General features: G+C 56.5%; 24 protein-coding genes, 1 tRNA gene and 1 pseudogene. 8 read left to right on the top strand and 18 right to left on the bottom strand.

Annotation, left to right across the window (positions count from 1 at the left end; translation table 11 throughout):
• Positions 1 to 13: 13 nt before the first annotated feature.
• Positions 14 to 1012, top strand: a complete 999-nt coding sequence (locus ABIN98_RS06805; protein ID WP_346908586.1) for an SDR family NAD(P)-dependent oxidoreductase — start codon at positions 14 to 16, stop codon at positions 1010 to 1012.
• A 191-nt stretch (positions 1013 to 1203) separates the two neighbouring features.
• On the top strand, positions 1204 to 2226 hold the full coding sequence (locus ABIN98_RS06800; RefSeq protein ID WP_346908584.1) for an MBL fold metallo-hydrolase: 1023 nt from the start codon (positions 1204 to 1206) through the stop codon (positions 2224 to 2226).
• Between the two features lie 46 nt (positions 2227 to 2272).
• Here the strand turns inward: ABIN98_RS06800 and ABIN98_RS06795 are convergent, their stop codons facing one another.
• On the bottom strand, positions 2273 to 3088 hold the full coding sequence (locus ABIN98_RS06795) for a cyclase family protein (protein WP_346908582.1): 816 nt from the start codon (positions 3086 to 3088) through the stop codon (positions 2273 to 2275).
• Between the two features lie 217 nt (positions 3089 to 3305).
• On the opposite strand from ABIN98_RS06795, the gene ABIN98_RS06790 reads away from it, so the two are divergent.
• Entirely contained in the window at positions 3306 to 4304 is a 999-nt protein-coding gene (locus ABIN98_RS06790; protein WP_346908580.1) for a hypothetical protein, read from the top strand.
• A gap of 88 nt (positions 4305 to 4392) precedes the next feature.
• On the opposite strand, the gene ABIN98_RS06785 is transcribed toward ABIN98_RS06790, so the two are convergent.
• Complete coding sequence (locus ABIN98_RS06785; RefSeq protein ID WP_346908578.1) at positions 4393 to 4695, bottom strand: helix-turn-helix transcriptional regulator; 303 nt, start codon at positions 4693 to 4695, stop codon at positions 4393 to 4395.
• Between the two features lie 147 nt (positions 4696 to 4842).
• Between ABIN98_RS06785 and ABIN98_RS06780 the strand changes: the two genes are divergently transcribed.
• Together ABIN98_RS06780 and ABIN98_RS06775 are read left to right on the top strand one after the other, a co-directional pair.
• The gene (locus ABIN98_RS06780) at positions 4843 to 6288 is read left to right on the top strand and encodes a short-chain fatty acyl-CoA regulator family protein (RefSeq protein ID WP_346908576.1); all 1446 of its coding nucleotides are present in this window, start codon (positions 4843 to 4845) and stop codon (positions 6286 to 6288) included.
• A 142-nt stretch (positions 6289 to 6430) separates the two neighbouring features.
• Positions 6431 to 6799, top strand: coding sequence for a hypothetical protein (locus tag ABIN98_RS06775; RefSeq protein ID WP_346908574.1), 369 nt, complete (start codon positions 6431 to 6433; stop codon positions 6797 to 6799).
• Between the two features lie 34 nt (positions 6800 to 6833).
• On the opposite strand, the gene ABIN98_RS06770 is transcribed toward ABIN98_RS06775, so the two are convergent.
• Both ABIN98_RS06770 and ABIN98_RS06765 read right to left on the bottom strand, forming a co-directional pair.
• Positions 6834 to 7019, bottom strand: coding sequence for a hypothetical protein (locus ABIN98_RS06770; protein ID WP_346908572.1), 186 nt, complete (start codon positions 7017 to 7019; stop codon positions 6834 to 6836).
• 117 nt (positions 7020 to 7136) lie between these two features.
• Positions 7137 to 7904, bottom strand: coding sequence for a class I SAM-dependent methyltransferase (locus ABIN98_RS06765; RefSeq protein ID WP_346908570.1), 768 nt, complete (start codon positions 7902 to 7904; stop codon positions 7137 to 7139).
• Positions 7905 to 8037: 133 nt separating this feature from the next.
• On the opposite strand from ABIN98_RS06765, the pseudogene ABIN98_RS06760 reads away from it, so the two are divergent.
• Positions 8038 to 8126 (top strand): annotated as a pseudogene (locus tag ABIN98_RS06760) (transposase); the annotation flags it as partial.
• Positions 8127 to 8353: 227 nt separating this feature from the next.
• On the top strand, positions 8354 to 8500 hold the full coding sequence (locus tag ABIN98_RS06755; RefSeq protein WP_346908568.1) for a hypothetical protein: 147 nt from the start codon (positions 8354 to 8356) through the stop codon (positions 8498 to 8500).
• 13 nt (positions 8501 to 8513) lie between these two features.
• Here the strand turns inward: ABIN98_RS06755 and ABIN98_RS06750 are convergent.
• From ABIN98_RS06750 to ABIN98_RS06725, 6 genes are all read right to left on the bottom strand, one after another.
• A tRNA-Ser gene (locus ABIN98_RS06750) sits at positions 8514 to 8603 on the bottom strand.
• 173 nt (positions 8604 to 8776) lie between these two features.
• Positions 8777 to 9019 carry a DUF6127 family protein gene (locus ABIN98_RS06745; protein ID WP_346908566.1) on the bottom strand — a complete coding sequence of 81 codons (243 nt, stop codon included), beginning with the start codon at positions 9017 to 9019 and terminating at the stop codon, positions 8777 to 8779.
• A complete protein-coding gene (locus tag ABIN98_RS06740) occupies positions 9016 to 9225 on the bottom strand; it encodes a hypothetical protein (RefSeq protein ID WP_346908564.1) in 210 nt (69 codons plus the stop codon). The genes ABIN98_RS06745 and ABIN98_RS06740 overlap by 4 nt, the downstream gene beginning before the upstream one ends.
• A 25-nt stretch (positions 9226 to 9250) precedes the next feature.
• A complete protein-coding gene (locus tag ABIN98_RS06735; RefSeq protein ID WP_346908562.1) occupies positions 9251 to 9610 on the bottom strand; it encodes a hypothetical protein in 360 nt (119 codons plus the stop codon).
• Complete coding sequence (locus tag ABIN98_RS06730) at positions 9607 to 10074, bottom strand: lysozyme (RefSeq protein WP_346908560.1); 468 nt, start codon at positions 10072 to 10074, stop codon at positions 9607 to 9609. Before ABIN98_RS06730 ends, ABIN98_RS06735 begins: the two co-directional genes overlap by 4 nt.
• Positions 10061 to 10279, bottom strand: coding sequence for a hypothetical protein (locus tag ABIN98_RS06725; protein ID WP_346908558.1), 219 nt, complete (start codon positions 10277 to 10279; stop codon positions 10061 to 10063). The genes ABIN98_RS06730 and ABIN98_RS06725 overlap by 14 nt, the downstream gene beginning before the upstream one ends.
• 92 nt (positions 10280 to 10371) lie before the next feature.
• On the opposite strand from ABIN98_RS06725, the gene ABIN98_RS06720 reads away from it, so the two are divergent.
• A complete protein-coding gene (locus ABIN98_RS06720; protein WP_346908556.1) occupies positions 10372 to 11139 on the top strand; it encodes an FkbM family methyltransferase in 768 nt (255 codons plus the stop codon).
• A gap of 14 nt (positions 11140 to 11153) precedes the next feature.
• On the opposite strand, the gene ABIN98_RS06715 is transcribed toward ABIN98_RS06720, so the two are convergent.
• From ABIN98_RS06715 to ABIN98_RS06680, 8 genes are all read right to left on the bottom strand, one after another.
• On the bottom strand, positions 11154 to 12260 hold the full coding sequence (locus ABIN98_RS06715; RefSeq protein ID WP_346908554.1) for a hypothetical protein: 1107 nt from the start codon (positions 12258 to 12260) through the stop codon (positions 11154 to 11156).
• Positions 12257 to 13000 (bottom strand): hypothetical protein, encoded by a 744-nt coding sequence (locus ABIN98_RS06710; protein ID WP_346908552.1) that lies wholly within the window; start codon positions 12998 to 13000, stop codon positions 12257 to 12259. Before ABIN98_RS06710 ends, ABIN98_RS06715 begins: the two co-directional genes overlap by 4 nt.
• A gap of 104 nt (positions 13001 to 13104) precedes the next feature.
• Entirely contained in the window at positions 13105 to 13677 is a 573-nt protein-coding gene (locus ABIN98_RS06705) for a hypothetical protein (RefSeq protein WP_346908550.1), read from the bottom strand.
• A complete protein-coding gene (locus ABIN98_RS06700; protein WP_346908548.1) occupies positions 13664 to 14137 on the bottom strand; it encodes a hypothetical protein in 474 nt (157 codons plus the stop codon). Before ABIN98_RS06700 ends, ABIN98_RS06705 begins: the two co-directional genes overlap by 14 nt.
• Positions 14134 to 14571 (bottom strand): hypothetical protein, encoded by a 438-nt coding sequence (locus ABIN98_RS06695; RefSeq protein ID WP_346908546.1) that lies wholly within the window; start codon positions 14569 to 14571, stop codon positions 14134 to 14136. The genes ABIN98_RS06700 and ABIN98_RS06695 overlap by 4 nt, the downstream gene beginning before the upstream one ends.
• A gap of 205 nt (positions 14572 to 14776) precedes the next feature.
• On the bottom strand, positions 14777 to 15184 hold the full coding sequence (locus ABIN98_RS06690) for a hypothetical protein (protein ID WP_346908545.1): 408 nt from the start codon (positions 15182 to 15184) through the stop codon (positions 14777 to 14779).
• 110 nt (positions 15185 to 15294) lie between these two features.
• On the bottom strand, positions 15295 to 15651 hold the full coding sequence (locus tag ABIN98_RS06685) for a hypothetical protein (RefSeq protein ID WP_346908544.1): 357 nt from the start codon (positions 15649 to 15651) through the stop codon (positions 15295 to 15297).
• Positions 15652 to 16226: 575 nt separating this feature from the next.
• Positions 16227 to 17846, bottom strand: coding sequence for a hypothetical protein (locus ABIN98_RS06680; RefSeq protein ID WP_346908542.1), 1620 nt, complete (start codon positions 17844 to 17846; stop codon positions 16227 to 16229).
• Positions 17847 to 18093: the final 247 nt, after the last annotated feature.

The following is an 18093-nucleotide window of genomic DNA, read 5'->3' as shown; positions in this document are numbered from 1 at the left end:
TGGAGGAGCGTCGATGACCAGCACGACAAAGGAAGAAGTCCGCCTGAACTGGGCCGGACAGGAACTGATCTCGTCGGAATTCGACGCCGAAACCACCGCCGAACAAGCCCTTGAAGGACGCGACCTCACCGGCAAGACCGCCATCGTTACCGGCGGCGGCAACGGCATCGGCTTCGAGATCAGCCGCGCCCTGGCCAAGGCGGGTGCCGCCATCACCATCGCCGATGTGGACGTGGCGAGCGCGGAGGCATCGGCGGCGAAAATCAACGCCGAAACCGGGCGCGAAACCGTCGAAACGCGGGAGATCGATCTTGCCTCCCTCGCCTCGGCTCAAGCGTTCGCCGATGCTTACGTCGCCTCGGGAAAGCCGCTGGACATTCTGATCAACAATGCCGGTGTCATGGCGCCGCCCTTGAAGCGAACAGCGGAAGGACACGAGCTTCAGCTTGGCATCAACCATCTCGGCCACTACCGGATGACCATGGGCCTGCTGCCCGCGCTCCGCGCCGGGAACGGCGCCCGCGTCGTCACGGTGTCTTCCATCGGCCATCGCCGGTCGGACATCCTCTATGACGACCCGGACTACCTCACCCGTCCCTATGACCGCTGGGAGGCCTATGGCCAATCGAAGACCGCCTGCGCCCTGTTCGCTCTCGGCCTGACGAAACGGTATTCGGGCGACGGCATCTTCGCCAACACCATGAACCCGGGTGGCTCGATGACCGGGCTGCAGCGTTTCCTGACCGATCAGGAGCAGCGGGATCTCGGCTGGGTCGACGATCAGGGCAACGTGACGACGCGCTGGCGCTCTCCCGAACAATGCGCGGCAACCGCGGTCTGGATCGCCACGGCCCCTGAGACAGAGGGCGTCGGCGGCCGCTATTTCGAGGAATGCAACGAATCCGGCCCCTGGCACGAGGACCGGCCGATGAACGGCGTCCATGCCTACGCCGCCTCACCCGAAAACGCCGATCGCCTGTGGGAATTGACCGAACGGCTGCTGGCCCGGTAAGCCGAACCGGCTTCGGACGGACGCGGGTCCATCAAACTCTGCGGGCCCTGACGCATCAGGGCCATTTATTGAAAGGGATGACTGGTCTCGACATTGTATTCGGGTACGATGGTCAGACTTCCGCCACACCACCACGCCGTGGACGGAATGTTCCCGCCGCTGTTGCATCTTCCCCGCCAGAGGAGCCCTGAATGATCCGCTTTCCGTTCGAAACGCCGCCCGCGCCCGGCGAGGTGATCGAGGTTTCGGCCGGAGTGCTCTGGGCACGTTTTGCGCTGCCCTTTCGGCTGGATCACGTGAACGTCTACTTCCTGCGCGACGACGATGGCTGGGTCGTGGTCGACACCGGCATATCCAATCCGGAAACGAAAGCCGCCTGGGAGGCTCTGCTCGCCGGGCCCTTGCAGGGCGAGAAGATCGCGGCGGTGCTGGCCACCCATCATCATCCCGACCACATCGGACTTGCCGGCTGGCTGTGCGAAAAGCTCGAAGCGCCTTTGCTGACCAGCACAACCAGCTTCCTGTCCTGCATGAATTTCTACAATTCGCCGGAGTTTCTGGCAGCAACCGAATACATGCGCTTCTATGCCAGCCACGGCATGCCTGACGAGGTGGCCGCCCTCGTCAGCACCCAGGGCCACCAGTACATGCGGATGCTGTCGCAACCGCCCGCGTCCTATCGCAGGCTTTATGACGGCATGGTCCTCAAGATCGGCGGACGGGATTTCCATGTTCTGACAGGCGATGGCCACAGTGCAGAACAGGCGATGCTCTACCAGCCGGAAGCCGGTCTGTTCCTCGCCGCCGATCAGGTGATTGAGAAGATCTCCCCGAACATCTCCGTGCCCGCCTATGAGCCACAGGGCAATCCGCTCGGAGCCTTCCTGAGTTCACTCGGCCGGATCGCCCGGGATGTCCCCGACGAAGTTCTGGTCCTTGCCGGCCACCGCCTCCCCTTTCACGGACTGCATGAGCGCACGAAGGCCCTGATAGACCATCACGACGAGCGTTGCGAACTGATCGTCGAAGCCTGCCGGACCCAGGCGGTTTCCGCCACGGATCTCGTCCCCGTTCTCTTTCACCGGGAACTCTCTCCCCACGAAATGAGCTTCGCCTTTTCCGAAACGCTGGCCCATCTGAATTATCTGGTCGCGGAGGGAAAAGTGATGTGGGAGCAGGATGCGACCGGCCACCTGCGCGCCCGGACGCTCTGACGACAGCCGATTTCCAGTTTTCCGGCTTTTCCCGCCCGGTCGCCGCTCAGCAGACGGCAACTGGCCTCAGTGGCGATGCGGTCCCGCCGCGCACGCGCAACGGTAGCGCCATGAAGAAGAACGCATAGACCTTCGCTGACGAAAGGGCCTCCAGATCGAGGTTCTCCATGATCCGGATCCGGCGCTCCAGCAACAGCAACCGGTGGACGGGTGCCGCCTCGGTAACCGGCCCCTTCTCGAATACGGCGGTGTCGCTGCCGACCAGTTCGACGCCTCTATCGGCCAACCACAGCGCGGCCTCGTATCCCGGTCCTGGCGTTTCGTGGCCAATATAGGTATCGCTGCCCCAGTGCCGACCCCAGCCCGTGCGGATCAGGGCCACGTCGCCTTCCTGCACGTCGATCCCCTGCGCATCCGAGGCCTTTTCCAGATCCTCAGGCGTGATCAGGCGGTCGCCGGAAAGGCTTTCCACGCCATCGAGAGCAGCAATATCAAACAGGATACCCCGGCGAAGATAGGCCGAAAAATCCGCCGCATCGCCCGCAGCTTTGCCACTTTCAATCAGGTCATTGTCCACCGGCGTGTCATCAAACATGACCCCACACTGGGAGACGTGACACAGCGCGTCGATATGCGTGCCCGTATGCCCGCCGAACGACCAGTGACAGCTGGCAGAACTTGCGCCGTCTGCGCGAACCCGGTCTCCGTGTCTGCGAAACAGGGAAATCTCGAAATCCGGATGGGTCGGATAATGGGGCATGCCGGAATGGAACTCCCGACCAAGCTCGATGACCTGGCCCCGAGAGACGGTGTCGACCGCGCGGCGCCAGTCATCCAGGTTCAGATCCTGATTGGCCGTCATTCCCTGGGCCCTTTCCCCAAAATCGTTCATGCAGGCGACCTCTCAGCACCAAAACCTACTTATAAGTAGAATAATTATTGAATATCAGCGCCAATTAGCGCCGTCAACCAACTGATTCCGCACGTATCGTTGCCATTAAAGGGCTTTCTGGTTGATAATGCCTACCCATGGGTATATTCATCGTAGCGAAATTCAAACAACGAAAAGCCGAGAGATCATGAGTGAAACCGAAGCGGAAAAGGTGACGCGCCTCGCAAACATCGTCGTCGACACACTTCTGGCAACGAAAAAGGGAGAGAAGGTCCTGATCGTCACGGACGTGGCTGGTGTGGCTGAGAACAGCGATATCGTATCAGCTATCACCGCCCGTAGCCGCAAGGCCGGCGCGGAGACCCTGCTCGTCGAGATGAACGACAATCCAACCCCCGGCAGCGAATATCTTCCCGAAGCGGTTCAGAAGATGATGCCGGGCCAGGACATCATCATTAGCCTGACGCGCACCACGTCAGCACCCCTGCCCCACCACAAGGTACCGATCGGCCTGGTTCGGTCCAATCAGGTCCGCGGTGTCTTCATGGTCAAACGCAGCCGTAAGGACCTGCTGCACGAATCCGTACTCGAAGCCGATTATCCGGCCATGTCCAAGGTCGCCAACGATTGGCAGGCGGCCTTCGAGGCTGGGGAAACCGTCCGCGTCACCACGCCGGCCGGCACGGATTTCACCGCCAACATCAAGGGCCAGCCCTCGCATCGTTCCAACTTCGCCCACGAGCCGGGCCGCATGGCACCGGTGAACTGGGGCGAAGTCTATCAGGGGCCGGTCGTCGGTACGACAAACGGCCGCGCGGTCATCGACGGCCCGGTGCTAGGCTTCGACTGGCCCAAGGAACCTGTCGTGGTGGAAATGAAGAATGGTCTTGCGACAAGCATCACCGGTGACCCGACGGTCGCAGACGCCTTGTGGAAGCTGGTCGAAAAAACCGAGAACGGCGCCAACATCGCTGAGATCGCGCTCGGCATCAACGCCAAGGCCAACGACCACAGCTGCAACACCTATAAGAAGGGTCTCGGACGCCTGCACATCGCCGTCGGCAACGGCCTAGTCTACAATCAGGATGTGAATTCCGACATCCACATCGATCTGGTGATGCACGAACCCACGGTCGAGATCGACGGCAAGGTCATCGTGAAGGACGGCGTGTCCACGCAGGACTGATTTCTGCAGAAAGCCGAAGGCAGGCTCGCATCACATTCGGGCCTGCCCACCCTCCCGGAAATCGATAGTCAAAGCCAATCCTGCCCGGTCAGCGCTCCTGCTCACGCTCGACTTTCCCCCGCACGTAAAGCGCCACCGCGTGAATACGGTTCTTCGCCTCCATGCGTTGAACGGCCGCCCTGGAATGGCATTTGACTGTCGCGGTGCTGATACCAAGCTCATAGGCGATCTGTTTGTCGGTCAGTCCGGTCGAAAGCATTTCCAGAACTTCTCTCTGGCGGGTCGTCAGTCCGGGAAACACATCCGGCAAACTCACGCGGCGAAGTGATACCGTCCCGCCGGTATAGGCGCTGAAATCGCCCACAATCAGATTGCCTTCGAACCGTCCCATTGCTCTCTCCCTTCGCTGCCCGTCCCAGGCTCGTCCGAACCCTCTGCCGCAAGATTTAGCGTGGATTTTCGGCCTTTTTCCAGAGAAAGAAAAGTGTGAAATTGTTACAGTCAATTTTGCAAATTCTTCGCAAACGAGCTGACAATCATGACCAAGAAACTGTTCGCCGGGCACATCCTGAGGAAAATCCGGGAAAGCGCTGACCTGTCCCAGGTTGATTTTGCCCGACGGCTCAACCTGTCGCCGTCCTATGTCAACCAGCTTGAAAGCAATGTCCGGCCGATTTCCGCTAGCGTTCTGATCGCGGTCAGCCGCGAATTCGGTGCAGACCTTTCCAGTTTCGAGACGAATGATCTCGACCGCCTCGTCTCCGATCTATCGGAAGCCTTTGCCGACACGCGGTTTCACTCCGGCTCGATCGGACTGCAGGAATTGAAAAGCGTGGCCATTCACACGCCGGATTTCGCCCGCACCGTTCTCGATCTCTACAGCGCCCTGCGCCACATGAGCGAGCAACAGGCCTTCATCGACGACGCCATCGTTATGCACGGCCAGCAGACCGAACCTGCAAAACGCTTGACCTCACCGTATGAAGAAGTCAGGGACTATTTCCACTATACCGACAACTATGTCGACGACCTCGACACAGCGGCAGAAAGCCTCGCGAACGAACTGGGCCTTGCATGGCACGCCGACCGGTTTTCCGTCCTGGCGAACTGGCTGACGGCGAAGCACAATGTCATCGTTGAAATTTCCGACGGTGCCCGGGCTGAAGAGGAAGCGATCATGCGCTTCGATCCGGCACGCAAGATCGTCGTTCTCAATCGCGCGGTGCCCCGATCCACACAGGCCTTTCTCCTTGGCAATGTAATCGCGGAATTGACCGCGGAACCGTTGATCGCCGCGCATCTGGATGCGGCCAGTTTTGCGACCGCCCCGGCGAGCGATATTTGCCGACTGGCGCTGCGCAATTATTTCGCCGGCGCCTTGCTTCTGCCCTATCGCAAGTTTGCGGCCCTTGCCCGGGACTACCGCCACGATCTGGACCGCCTCGCCACCACGAGTGGCGCTAGCCTGGAACAGATCTGTCATCGCCTCTCGACCCTGCAGCGCAGCGGCGAAAAGGGTGTGCCCTTTTATTTCCTCAAGGTGGACCGGGCGGGCAACATCATCAAGCGCCACAGCGCGACCCGGTTCCAGTTCGCCCGTTACGGCGGCTCCTGCCCCTTGTGGAACGTGCACGAAGCCTTCGAAAAGCCGGAAGGCCGGTTTTCCGTCCAGCTCGGCGAAATGCCCGACAGCACGTCCTATGTCTGCCTTGCGACCTGCGTCACCAAGCAGGCTACCTCCTACACCGGACGTCAGCGCCGCTACGCCCTGGGCCTCGGCTGCGAGGCGAAATACGCCGACCTGCTGGTCTACGCGGATCGGCTGATCCCGAGCGACAAGGCCAAGGCCTTCCCCGACAGGATCGGCATCAACTGCCGGATCTGCCCGAGAAACAATTGCGCCGACCGGGCGTTTCCGGCCCTGGACAAGGAACTCCTTGTCGATCCGACGACCCGCCGTGTCGTTCCCTTCTCCATGCGATGAAGAGGCGGCAGACGCACTGATCGCAAGAAGGCCGCATCGAAACCGGAATTGCAGGCCGAGAGAAATTGAATCCTGTGCTTGCTTGCAGTTTTTCAGACAGTTCTTTAGCCTTAGGTCTTTCGAACGGATTTTCGAGGCCGTCATGTCGCAAAAACACCGGGACGAACTCAAAGCCCTGTTTCAGACGCCCTGCATCAATGTGATCGGGTTTTATCAATTGCTGGAACAGCCGGAACCAGGAAAATTCGATCCGGTCAAGCAGATGCAGCACCGTGCCTATATGGTCGGCAGCGGCCTGAAGGTGGCGGAGATGATCCTGCGTTACGACGACGTGTTCATCGAATTGTTTCCCCACAAGCGCGAACAGATCGACCGTCTGAGACGTCACGCCGACGAAATCCAGCGCATGGCGGTCATGCTCGACGGCGACAGCACGTCACGCTGGTGCAACCGGCTTTACCGGTTTGCAGGTGATTGCATCGCGATCTTCGACGGGGAGAAGAAGAAGTGAACGACCGGCAGATGCAGCGGCTGATGGACATGATTCACTCCTCATCCGGAGCCGTCATCAATGCCATGCCATCCTCCAAGATCTGGACAGTGCCGACGATCAGGAACTGCGGGACATGGCGCTGAAGCTGCATGAAGAGAGCGCGTTCCGCCTTGCCCTCGTTGTCGATGCCTTCATTCAGGAAACAATCGATCGCCGGCACAAGACCGGGAACTTCCAATATCCGTTCCCGCCATTCGATGAATGGGGCCGAGCTTCCCGGAAGTAGGAAGCACCTGCAAATTGCGTCTCAAATCCTACCAGTGGCCACTTTTGCGCTGCGATATGGGGCTAGTGCCTAGCCATCGAGGGAATCTAGAAGTTCTTTCACTCTGTCCTTTATTTGATCCAAGCGATAAACTGCAAGTTCTCTGTTTTTATGCTTACCAGCCATAAGGCCATCGGGATTGATCTCATTGTCCTGAATTCTGAATATGGGATCCGGCAGCAAAAATGGCTCTTTTGAATAGTCAACCCGTCTGTATTTTCCGATGCGCACCTGACCGTTTAGCCGCTCATAAAATTTGCTAGTTTCGGGCTCGTTGGGGAAGTTCGTCGTAATGAGATATTTGGATCCGGATGCAACGAAATTTGAAAAGCTTTTAATAATGAGCTCGTTAGGCAAATGAATCGCAACGTCTCTGAAGAGAATTGCATCTGCTTTTTTGGGTGTTTCGTGAACTGGATTCAATACGCTGTAGGACACCCCGCGTAGGCCTCGCTCTTTCGCGCGAATCTTGTTTTTCTCTATAAGTTCCGCAACGACGTCATGTCCTTGATATCGCTTCAGAAGAGGAATGATTTTAAGGATCCATAATCCGTCGCCGCACCCGACATCCACCAAAGTCCGGATTCGGTAATCAGAAATAAACTTCTGCAGTAACGGCACCGTATTCTGGGTGGAGTTCAGCGTAGACCCGCTTCCGCTGCGCGTCTCTTCACCACCAGCCCATGAATGATTGTCGTAAATTTCTGTAAACTTTATCTCCTCTTCTGTTGGATCTGTGATTTTTGCTGTTTTTCTCGCCTTTATAAGCGTTATTATTTTATCATACAGTCCTAGCATACAATATATTCCTAGCCTCAACGCTATAATTCTTATAATCAAGATTTCTCCAGCTGTAAACTGAAGACATTAAGGAAAGTAGATACAACGGTTAAACGTTGTGGGTGAAATCCTAGCAGATGGAAGCTAGGAGAACGCCGGCACGGTGCTCGCCGGTCAGAGTTCGGCATAAAGGAGGTTGAGGAGGGAATTTGGCTCATCAGCTTCATGAGCTATGATCTGTGATATATCGACCTGGAGCAGAGAACATTACAGACCGAGGCCTGTTCGGATACAAGAGCCGGCACTCAGTCTATCCAAGTTGGCGTCGTGCGTGCGAGCGCGCCGGAATTGCCCACGCGCCACCGCATTTATCCGACCGCACGACCTACGCGACGGAGTGGCTCGTGCGTCATAAGCGGGACACTATATCCGGCGCCGAACAGGGCGGCTGGGCGTCGCCTAGGTTGATGATGGACACCTACTCCAAGGCCGAAAAGGTCGAGCAGACGGTCGAGGAAGTGTTTGGCGCAAAGAAAAAAGTTGGTACACATCTGACACTGGCCGGTTCTGACGCCCTCTGCACGGCACAACGCAAGAAGAAAAAAGATAAATGATTTCAGTGAGTTATGGCGGAGAGGAAGGGATTCGAACCCTCGAGACGGTTGCCCGTCTACTCCCTTAGCAGGGGAGCGCCTTCGACCACTCGGCCACCTCTCCGGTATGGTTCGTGTACGCGGCAAAGCCTCGCAGATCAAGGCGTATTTTTCAGTCTTCGGGCATTTTCCACCAAGCGGTTTCAGGCATTTTCGCTTCCAAAAGAACGAAGACCGAAGCGGCCCAAGGTTCGAATTAGCCGCCAGCCTTGCGCATTCCGAAGCACCCCAACCAGTTCAAGGCCCCCACCGGAACCCGTCGAAGATCTTGTAAAGACCGGCCAGCGCGAAGGCCCCTACGATCGTGTTGACGGCTTTGCCCTTGATGCTTTTGGTACCTTTGCGCAGATCCCGCAGAAAATGCATGTCTTTCTGGGCCTCCAGCGGATTGTCCATGTCAACGCCAAGGGCGCGCAGGGCTTCCTTTGCCCCTTCCCGGCCGGCGTTACGGGCAAAATCGTACAGGTCTTCTTCAGTCATTCGGTCCCCTCATCAAGTCCCGCGCCAACCCGGTCATGCCAGTCGGCACAGCGCCTCACCCGTGCATTGGCCCGGCCGAGCGCCCTGTCGGTGCGGATCAGGGCCGTGTCCAGCGGTTCACCCGTGCGCACTCCGGAGCGTTCCTGTCTGCGGCAGTCGTCCGGAAGATCAGACCAGGATTTCCGGGCGGTGACGGTGCCAAGCATGGCACCGGCTTGTCCTGCGCGCTCTTTATTGGTTACGCAGGCGCTCAAGAAGAGCGCCGTCAACAGCGCAATCGTCAGCGACAGTCGAGACATAATGCTCTAGCTCCTGGTTGGCGGCGTCCGCATCTGCGTTGGCCCGGGCGACCTGATCGAGAAGGTTTTTATTGGCGGATGCAAACACGGCCGAACGCCGCTTCAACTCGGCCAGCTCCGCGTTCTTTGCTGCGAGTTCGACGTCGGCCACATAACCGGCCACGGCACGGCGGACCGCACTCGTCTTGTCGACCTCGTGCCAGGAGAACAGAACTGTCGCTATCAGAATGACAAGACCGGTCCGGCTGGTGAGGAAGCGCCAGAGCAAGCGCAGGATAGCCCAGGCCGTCATTCCACCCCCTCCAGGCACAGATCATGCTCGGCCGCGCGCCGGTTCACCAGTCCCCTTACCTTGCGACCACCCGCCTTGTTGAACCATGTCGCCGCCTCGCAGGCGCCACGCACATCCCCGGCATTCAGTCGCCTTGCTGCCGTCGAACGGCAGAACGCACCCACGCCGATGTTGTAAGTCAGCGACACGAAGGCAATGTAGCTCTTTACCGGGATGCGGTCTGGCGCCCTCAAGCACTTCCGCATCCCCGCCTCGTGGCGCTTGAGAGAGGCAAGCAGCATCGCATCGCAGTCCGCCTTGCTATGCCGGTCACCCAGGCGCACGCCCCGGGTCTCGCCGTAACAGACCGTCGACACCCCAACGATATCTCTGTATGCGGTCATCCGAAGCCCTTCCCAGGCCCCGACAAGGGAAATGGCGCCAGCCGCCGCGGCACCGGCCAGGCGGGTTCTAGTCTTCATCATGAAAATCCTTCTGTGCAAGCAGCCGGGCCACAAACGCACCGCCGACCGTCAGGCCGGACAGCACGGCAAACAGGCCGGGCGGAATGAAAAAAAAGCCGCCCAGCAACGGCAGGGCGGCCTCGACACCGGACAGAAGTCCGGCAAGCAGCATCAGGCGGACGCTCCAGGCACGCCGGAGCACCTTCCGCCAATTGGGGATCAGCATAGTTTTACCTTGGATTGTTTCCGGACGTTATTGTAAGTCCAGGTTTCGGAGGATTTTTACCCTGGTAGAGAAGTTAACTTGGAGACCGAATTTTGAGCATTAAAAAGGTATCTGTTTCAACAAGCACTTCAGTCTTTGGCGTTGTGCTTGACCATCTTTTTCGCCGAAAAAATCTCCGATACATTTCCCGTATCAATGATTTCTGGGTTCCGTTTTCAGAAGTGCGCCGTTACCAAAAATACGACTGGATTGACGGAATCCCAGATCAGGACACAAGCAAGTTAGCGAAGGTTGTCGATCTGGTGGAAAGGCGATCATGTGCTCTTGATATTGGCGCCAATATTGGAACAACCGCTACATATCTTTCACGGCATTTTGATACGGTCCACGCCTTTGAGCCCGCGCCGGACCTTTACGAAGCCCTCCGAAGAAACCTAGAGAAATACCCCCAAGCTGTCGCGCACAAATGCGCGGTCGGCGGCAAGCTCGGAAGCACAAATCTGACCCTATACACCAAACATGGGCAAACCTCCCATGTTGAAAGCGAGAAAACCATTGATGCCGAACACATCACAGTTGGCCCGATCACAGTGCGAACAATAGACAGCCTCAAAATACCACAAGTCGATTTCATAAAGATTGATGTCGAAGGGTTTGAATCTCCGGTGGTCGAGGGAGCTCTCGAGACAATCAAACACCATAAGCCACTTATAATGATTGAACAGGCTGCCAATGATGAAAACACATTTGGCTTCCGAAAGGATCAGGCGTCCGAAATACTTAGATCCCTCGGCATGGTGGAACACCCGAATGCTCCAGCCAATATGCGGAAAGACCGACTGTTTATTTTCCCCACATAAGCGCCAACAACTACCTATAATTCGGCATCAAATGCAAAAACGTCATTGGCTTGACGAATATATGCTCCGTAACCACCCGTCATTCCCGTGAAGCCATTGATTCTTGAATAGAACCCCTTGGCCGAAGTGCTACTGTCATCAATCGCCGATCCACTGCCGGTAAATGTTGCACCAGGAACAGCGATTGTCGGCGAGGTGTCCAACAGCGAAATTGTCGGTGCAGAACGCATTTCGTGCTCAAACTCACCAAACAAAAATGCCTGCAACTCTGTATCGATAACTGCAGAAATCCCGATGCCACGTCGCCGATAATACCTCTGGCAAAACGCAAGTTCCTGTTGCTTGTGCCTCGCTTCGAAAGGGTCGTCCTCCGGGGTCGCATCCCCCCTGATGAGAGACACATGGGTCAAGCGCACTGTGAAAATCACGGTCGGGTCGAAATTGAACCGAAGCGCCACGTAGTCATTGCCGTCCGAGCCGAGCGTTTTTCCAGAAATGGAAGGTAACGTGAACCTGGCCTGGACCTTCGACCACCCGGTCGAGGGATAAGATGCAACGGGCATGACCTCGGTATAGACCTGCCCAGATGGTGTTCCGCCGGTCCCAAAAGACTGAACCAGGCCCAAGGAAATCTCTGTTGTCGCATCGGGCTTCACATAGGCCGTGACCGTAACCTCCTGCCCCGCCAAAGTCTCCACGCCTTCGATCCGCTGCTCCAGATAACAGCTCTCCGTTCCTGCGACGGACTGATTGATATAGGCGTAGCATCTCGGAGAGCCGGGTATTTCGGCGATACCGCCTAGACTTACACCTGACTTTATAACCGTTCCGGTTCCGCCTGTTGACGGCCGCCAGTACCACCGGTCAGCGCAGTAGCCAGCAGAGGCAAACCCGGACTCTCCCCGCTGCCAGATCTCGAAATTGCCATTGATGATCTTGTTCCTGTAACCGCCCAGTTCCCCCGCATCCCGCTTCATGACTACGGGGTGCCCGCCGGCGGTTGTGCCATCGTGCAAGCGAAGGGTATTGTTGGTGGTATCCACCGTGATTTCGCGCGGAGCGCCGATGAAGGTCTCGTGTTCCGCTGCCGTGCCGCCTCGTCTTTGAATGCGCGTGCTCATGTCGTGATGTCTCCATAGTCAAGAATGTCGCCAGGGGCTTCCGTGATCGTCCCCCAGTCCGCCAGATATCCGTAGCTCTGAAACGCGTCCCGAAAAGCGTCCATGCCTGCAGCCAGGGTCGCAGCGCGATCCGCTTCCGTTTTCGCCGCCGCAGCCTCGTCCGTTGCGTCGGACAGGGCGGTGTCTGCCAGAGCGGCATAGCTTGCCGCCTCCGAAGCACTGGCGACCGCACTCGCCGCGAGGCCATCGAGAACCGGTGTCACCGCATCGAGCGTTCGCTTGTTGACCGCGTCTTCCGGATCGCCCGGATCCGGGAGCCCGGTCACAGGCGTGCCCGCCAAGTTATAGACACCGTCCTTTTCGAACAGAGCCCGGTTCGCAACCGACTGCATGTCGATCGCGCTGCGGTCCAGTGCCTTTTCGATCACCGCCGGATCGATCTCGCCACCGTCGAACGCGTAAGGCTGGCTGTAGCTGCTGGTGAGCGAGACGATCAGCTGCTCCCCGCTCTGAAGATCCGCCGCGGTGAAATACACCGTACCCGTCGCGAAGTTACCCCCGGTATAGGACCACGCCCCGGGCGACAGGCCGTAGATCCATTCGGTCCGGTTGCCGCTCCCATCCACGTGGATGACTTCAAGGTTGTTCTGGTCGATGAACTGGAAATCCAGGTCGACACGATCCGTCACGCCGTCGCCCGCGATCTGCGCGCGCCCGGCCGTCAAAACGCCAATTGTCATGAGGGTCCTGTCCCATAAGAAAACCCCGCCGAAGCGGGGTCACAGATGATTGCGGGCTGGCCGCAGTGGATGTGATTGGAAAGCCGGCCGGTCAAGGCCGGATATTACAGCCCGTCCTGCAGCTCCGGCTTGGTTTCCGGCACGAGGATGGCGCTATCGGGTGCCATATCGCGCGGGTTCGTATTACCTCGTGACGCGAACTTGGAGGCAACATACCGGGCACTGTCCGCTGGAGCCCCATAAGCTTCGCCATCGGTCAAATCATCATAGGCCAGCCGGCTCTCCCGCCGATTCCGCTCCAATGCCGCGGAGGTCATGGCCGTGAGATCGCTGAACAGATTGAAGGTCGACCGGGAGATGAGAAGGGGCCTGTCCAAGACAGTCCCATGTGTGGCAGTCGCCACCTGCCCACCATCGTCAGCCGCAGCGGGCACAACCGCCCGGCTTTCCCGGCGTTTCGCCTCATTCGGTGTTCGCGTTCCATCTACCGGAGGCATCTTCGTGTCGGGTGTGAAGCTGGTATTGAAACCCGAATCCGTTGCATAGCGTGATGCACCGCCAAGCAAGAAGTCGCCTTGAGGGCCCCCAATAACAAATCCGCCCTTGTTGGCAATCAGTTCGGCCATTGCCGAAGATGGAACGTTGTCAGAAAGCCAGAAACCATCAAACCAATCCACCCATGAGCCCCCCCGCGGCAGCCACTGCTTTGGCAAACGAATAGCAATGATTGTCATTCCACCAACTATATTCTCCGAGGGTTCCGGCCTCATCTTCTTGGGCTTGCAAGGCATACGACAATGCAGCGTCATACCCACCTGAATCCAGGGGAAGAAGAGCGCCGGTAGCTGGCGTTCCTTTGCCGGCCGAAGCATTCAGACTGGCCACCATATTCCGTAAACTTCTCCCATCAATAATGTCATTGGCGATGGCAAGATTTGGAACAGATCTCGTTTTCACCATTCCGATAGGGTCGCCATCGGCATCATGATCATAGCGCCCGTATTCAAAATATCTGGTATGCCCGGTAGAGCCGTTCACGATAACGACACCGGCATGTCCTAACCCACCAATGGCAGGTCCAGAGGGTGTCGTGATCGGATAATTTACCCAGACGATCGGGATAGCAAAATCCGTCATCTCGCCCCCTCTTCCAAATCATACAGGTATTCGCTCTTGTGCCCGCGCCACCCCAGGTCGACGGTCAGGTCTCTGCCGCCGACACCCCAGTCGTAAATGCCGTAGCTTTCTACCGCTCCACATTCCACCTTGGATTGATCGCCTGCATCACAAGCCCGCACTCGGTAGGAAAGCAAACCGGAATCTACAAACTGCCGCTCCATGATGCAGCAGTTTGGCAGCTCTGACGCCTTGCTGGAAATTCTCACATGGCCGTCATCATAATACCGTTGCTCGCAAAACAACTCCTGATCGGTCTTATCCGGACATTCTGTAGCCGGTTGATGTATTATATTAAAACTATCAAAAATATACGGAATAAAAACAGATGGACCAAATATAAATAAAATAAAACCTATCGGCATTATAATACGTCTCAATCTATAGATGGTCATGGAATCCACTTTTCGATAGGAATGAAGGGTTTGCAGCTTCTTTCATAAACACCATTAAGCTACTGCCGGCTGGAGAAACAACATGGCTCTCAGACGGCGTTTTTATGTCTCGAATCGAGAACAGCGGATAACCTCTTACCGGAAGTCGATACAACCAACGGATAGCCATATCCCACAGCCGGCATCATCGTTCGGCGAAATCTGGTCAAGATCCCCAATATGCCTTGGGCCTACTGCGCGCGGAACTGGTCGGATTTGGCAGATTACGCGTGAAGCCGGGCACCGGCCGCAGAAAATGAAATTTCGATGAGTTCAGCAATTGTTGTGGGGTAATTCCGAAGGACCTCAGAATTGTCCCTGCAACACTGTTGCTGTTTTGGTCCAAAACCAGATAGCCGAGATCAAGCCTGTTGATCTGTTTGATGACGCGATCACCCCTTTCGCGAAATTCGGCGATTTCTTCCGGCGTTCCAATGACGATCACAGTTTGGTTGACCAAACGACCGCCGAACGACGGAAAACCTTCGCTGTACCCCTTGATCTCGTCCGTCGTATCCCATGGCATACCCATATCAATCCTGATGCCATCCCTGTCGGTGGAAAGCCCGTTCATCTACCAGATCTGATGACCGAATTCGTCATGGCCGGTAATGACGATATGAGACGCCTGCGTTTTGGGTATTTTGAATTCGCCGATGCGAATTGTGTGTTTCGGTTCGTCAGTCATCTGTCAGCCCCGGAAATAGTATCCACCCAACCGATTTTCTCGCAGTACCATTTGGCCTTATTCCGATAGGAATCCCACTCTGCGCCGGATCTGGTGACACATAACCTTCCCGAGCGCGTCTTTTCCAATCGATAGGGAATAGGCGGGAGGTCAGGATATCCAAACCAATTGGATACCCATCGTTCGGAAACAGGAAACTCGGCGGTTTCCGCCCGTCCGCAGGCTCTCAACGCAATAAAATACTCATCATATAATTGCGCCATTTTTTCTGCAGGTGATCCAGCCACACCGATTTTCCTGCCGTCCGACAATTCGGACAGCAGAAGTCCCTGCTCGCATTTACTGTCCGCCATGATCTTGTCCAGGCTTACATCAGGGACGTTCCATCGTTCGGCACATCCGGCCGGGACCGCAAATAGCGCCGAGATGAGAACCACGAAGGTCTTTGTCCGGGAAAAGAAATGAACGTTCTTACATACAGCGTGATGTTTATACATCACCGTCTCACCCGGCCTTTCCCGCATATGCTCTCAACACCGCTCCAGACGACAGCTGACAACCCTCCCATTGAACCTGCCAACGCAAATCGGTTCACTGGAAGAAGATACAACCCTAGGGAGAGGTAAAAAACTACCCCCATGGCCTGAAGCGGGAACGGCGCGTACGGAACAGCGAATGATTTTCCGCATATTCCGGGACATCTTGCCTGCTAACTTGTCGGCGACGCGACGGGAACCGGCTGGACGCCGATTCTGACTAGCCCATCCGCGACCCAGACGTTCGGTCGCATCATCAGCCGCCCCCTTGAAGTCTCCTTCTGCGACGTGATCCAGATAGACGGTCAGCATCCCACCAAGTCACCTGTCGTCACAAATTCCGCCAGATGCATCGGCCGGCCGGAAAGCCGCCCGTCCGAACGCAGTCGGTCTTACTGCCCGCGCCCGCCCGGCAGGAGCGGCTTGGCTCGCAGAACGGGATTGGCTCCACCAGGCGGCAAGCCGTAAAGGTCGGGTTTGGCAGCCGGTACGGGGATGCTCTGGTCAGGCAACATGCGATAAACGTCAGGTTTGACCCGAGGTTCGGGGATGGCTCTCTCGGGCACCTCATCGCGCTGCTCTGAACTGCCCCGAGGCACGAACCTGCCGCCACCGTGTAGCGTAAAGTCGTCGCCGGTCTGCGCCACGTCCAGGTCCGGCCGGTTCCGGGGCTTGAACCTGGAGGCAGCTTGCCCGGCGCCGTCCGTCAGAACGCGATAAGCCTCACCATCCGTCAGGTCATCATAAGCCAGCCGGTTCTCGCGCTGCTCCCGTTCCAGCGCCGCAGTGGTCATCGTCGTAAGATCGCTGAACAGATTGAACGTCGATCGGGGAATCGTAATCGGTTTGCGCTGAATGGGTGCAAGCGGCGCATCGGCACCTTGCTCATTTGCTTTTACTGCCGTCCCGGTGTCGACCACACTTTCCTGGCGGGCTGGCCCAACAGGCTCATCAGAGGCCTGGGAAGACGTAACTACTGTTCCGCCGAAGTCATTTGTAACGTCCTTGGCACCTTGATCAGCTGGAAAGCTGTCGACCGCAATATCGGCACCAAAGCCGTCACCCGACCTCTTGGATGGCATCACAATGTTCAGTTCGTGCCCAGACGCAGCGGTGGCAGCCCGGAAAACAGCTTTCATTTCGGTCGGTGAAACGCTTATTCCGAGGTTCCGGATACCGGTTCGAACGTCGGCATATTCTCCCGTTTCCGGATCGTAATAATATTCTCCACGATCCCTCGTTCGGAGATAGAAGACAGCCCTTCCATCTTTTTCAAATGCAATCGCTGTATTGAAGCGTTTAAACAAGTTCGCAACTTCGTCGAACACGCCGCGCGAACCTTCTACAGCGTTGAGAATGAAGAATTGATGGACAGATTCACGCATCCCCGGCGATGCGCCATCAGACGGAATTTCTTTTAGGAAATCGGCGTTATTGACATAAATAAATGGAAAAAGTTTTTCTTTTTCAACTTTCCTCGTAATTTCTTCTACTAAGGCGTCGGATCCGAATACCCTTACATCCCCCTTGCCAAGGCCGAACGAAGCGGTATCTGTGAGCAAACCGGAAACGACATCCTTTTCTCGTGAGATCCCGATTGCGTATTTTCCGAGCGGAATTCGTGCGCCTACACCTGCAGTCGTACCTGCGGCGTCGCGGACGGATGTCCCATTGTGAACAATACCGACCTCGACAATTGCACTCGCGGGCTTACCGGATTTGCTGACACCTTTGGGATTTTTTCCGGAATCTCCACCATCACTACTGATCTCGTAGTAAATTCCCAATTCAGATAGTTTATCCAGACCGGTTACAATTATGCTTCCGCTTCTGGTCTCAAAAACAGACCAGTTTAGACCGTGATATTCTACGCCCCCGATAGAAAAATCGATCATATTTTGGAGCTTTTTTCCAAGAGAAATTGAAGCTCCAACTTTCTGGGGGCCACCATAAAGGGGAGTATCTATCGACGACTTGGCGCCGGTCCGCAGAGCTAGCTCCTTCCACTCCATTTAGTCGTCCTCCTGTTTTGCAAATCTGATAAGACCTACTATGACCGCAATGACGACTATGGACTTGAAAATCCAAGGCATCAGAGCTTGCAGATAGTATGTAAAGGCATTCGTCTCGACCCAGGAGGAAGGACTGTCACGAAGTAAAAATAGATACTTTCCATATTCATATTTTTGATCAACAACAACACCAACACTTGTATGAAAAAAAGAAGAAATCACAAAGACAGAAAGTAAAATTATAATT

Origin of the sequence: uncultured Roseibium sp. (genome assembly GCF_963675095.2) — a bacterium.
Classification (GTDB): domain Bacteria; phylum Pseudomonadota; class Alphaproteobacteria; order Rhizobiales; family Stappiaceae; genus Roseibium.
This window is presented reverse-complemented; position numbering and strand designations above follow the sequence as displayed.

Bases quoted from the DNA above. Each gene is read 5' to 3' on its own strand.
- ABIN98_RS06805 (WP_346908586.1), top strand. From the start codon at position 14: ATGACCAGCACGACAAAGGAAGAAGTCCGCCTGAACTGGGCCGGACAG.
- ABIN98_RS06800 (WP_346908584.1), top strand. From the start codon at position 1,204: ATGATCCGCTTTCCGTTCGAAACGCCGCCCGCGCCCGGCGAGGTGATC.
- ABIN98_RS06795 (WP_346908582.1), bottom strand. From the start codon at position 3,088: ATGACGGCCAATCAGGATCTGAACCTGGATGACTGGCGCCGCGCGGTC.
- ABIN98_RS06790 (WP_346908580.1), top strand. From the start codon at position 3,306: ATGAGTGAAACCGAAGCGGAAAAGGTGACGCGCCTCGCAAACATCGTC.
- ABIN98_RS06785 (WP_346908578.1), bottom strand. From the start codon at position 4,695: ATGGGACGGTTCGAAGGCAATCTGATTGTGGGCGATTTCAGCGCCTAT.
- ABIN98_RS06780 (WP_346908576.1), top strand. From the start codon at position 4,843: ATGACCAAGAAACTGTTCGCCGGGCACATCCTGAGGAAAATCCGGGAA.
- ABIN98_RS06775 (WP_346908574.1), top strand. From the start codon at position 6,431: ATGTCGCAAAAACACCGGGACGAACTCAAAGCCCTGTTTCAGACGCCC.
- ABIN98_RS06765 (WP_346908570.1), bottom strand. From the start codon at position 7,904: ATGCTAGGACTGTATGATAAAATAATAACGCTTATAAAGGCGAGAAAA.
- ABIN98_RS06755 (WP_346908568.1), top strand. From the start codon at position 8,354: ATGATGGACACCTACTCCAAGGCCGAAAAGGTCGAGCAGACGGTCGAG.
- ABIN98_RS06745 (WP_346908566.1), bottom strand. From the start codon at position 9,019: ATGACTGAAGAAGACCTGTACGATTTTGCCCGTAACGCCGGCCGGGAA.
- ABIN98_RS06740 (WP_346908564.1), bottom strand. From the start codon at position 9,225: ATGCTTGGCACCGTCACCGCCCGGAAATCCTGGTCTGATCTTCCGGAC.
- ABIN98_RS06735 (WP_346908562.1), bottom strand. From the start codon at position 9,610: ATGACGGCCTGGGCTATCCTGCGCTTGCTCTGGCGCTTCCTCACCAGC.
- ABIN98_RS06730 (WP_346908560.1), bottom strand. From the start codon at position 10,074: ATGATGAAGACTAGAACCCGCCTGGCCGGTGCCGCGGCGGCTGGCGCC.
- ABIN98_RS06725 (WP_346908558.1), bottom strand. From the start codon at position 10,279: ATGCTGATCCCCAATTGGCGGAAGGTGCTCCGGCGTGCCTGGAGCGTC.
- ABIN98_RS06715 (WP_346908554.1), bottom strand. From the start codon at position 12,260: ATGAGCACGCGCATTCAAAGACGAGGCGGCACGGCAGCGGAACACGAG.
- ABIN98_RS06710 (WP_346908552.1), bottom strand. From the start codon at position 13,000: ATGACAATTGGCGTTTTGACGGCCGGGCGCGCGCAGATCGCGGGCGAC.
- ABIN98_RS06700 (WP_346908548.1), bottom strand. From the start codon at position 14,137: ATGACGGATTTTGCTATCCCGATCGTCTGGGTAAATTATCCGATCACG.
- ABIN98_RS06695 (WP_346908546.1), bottom strand. From the start codon at position 14,571: ATGACCATCTATAGATTGAGACGTATTATAATGCCGATAGGTTTTATT.
- ABIN98_RS06690 (WP_346908545.1), bottom strand. From the start codon at position 15,184: ATGAACGGGCTTTCCACCGACAGGGATGGCATCAGGATTGATATGGGT.
- ABIN98_RS06685 (WP_346908544.1), bottom strand. From the start codon at position 15,651: ATGGCGGACAGTAAATGCGAGCAGGGACTTCTGCTGTCCGAATTGTCG.
- ABIN98_RS06680 (WP_346908542.1), bottom strand. From the start codon at position 17,846: ATGGAGTGGAAGGAGCTAGCTCTGCGGACCGGCGCCAAGTCGTCGATA.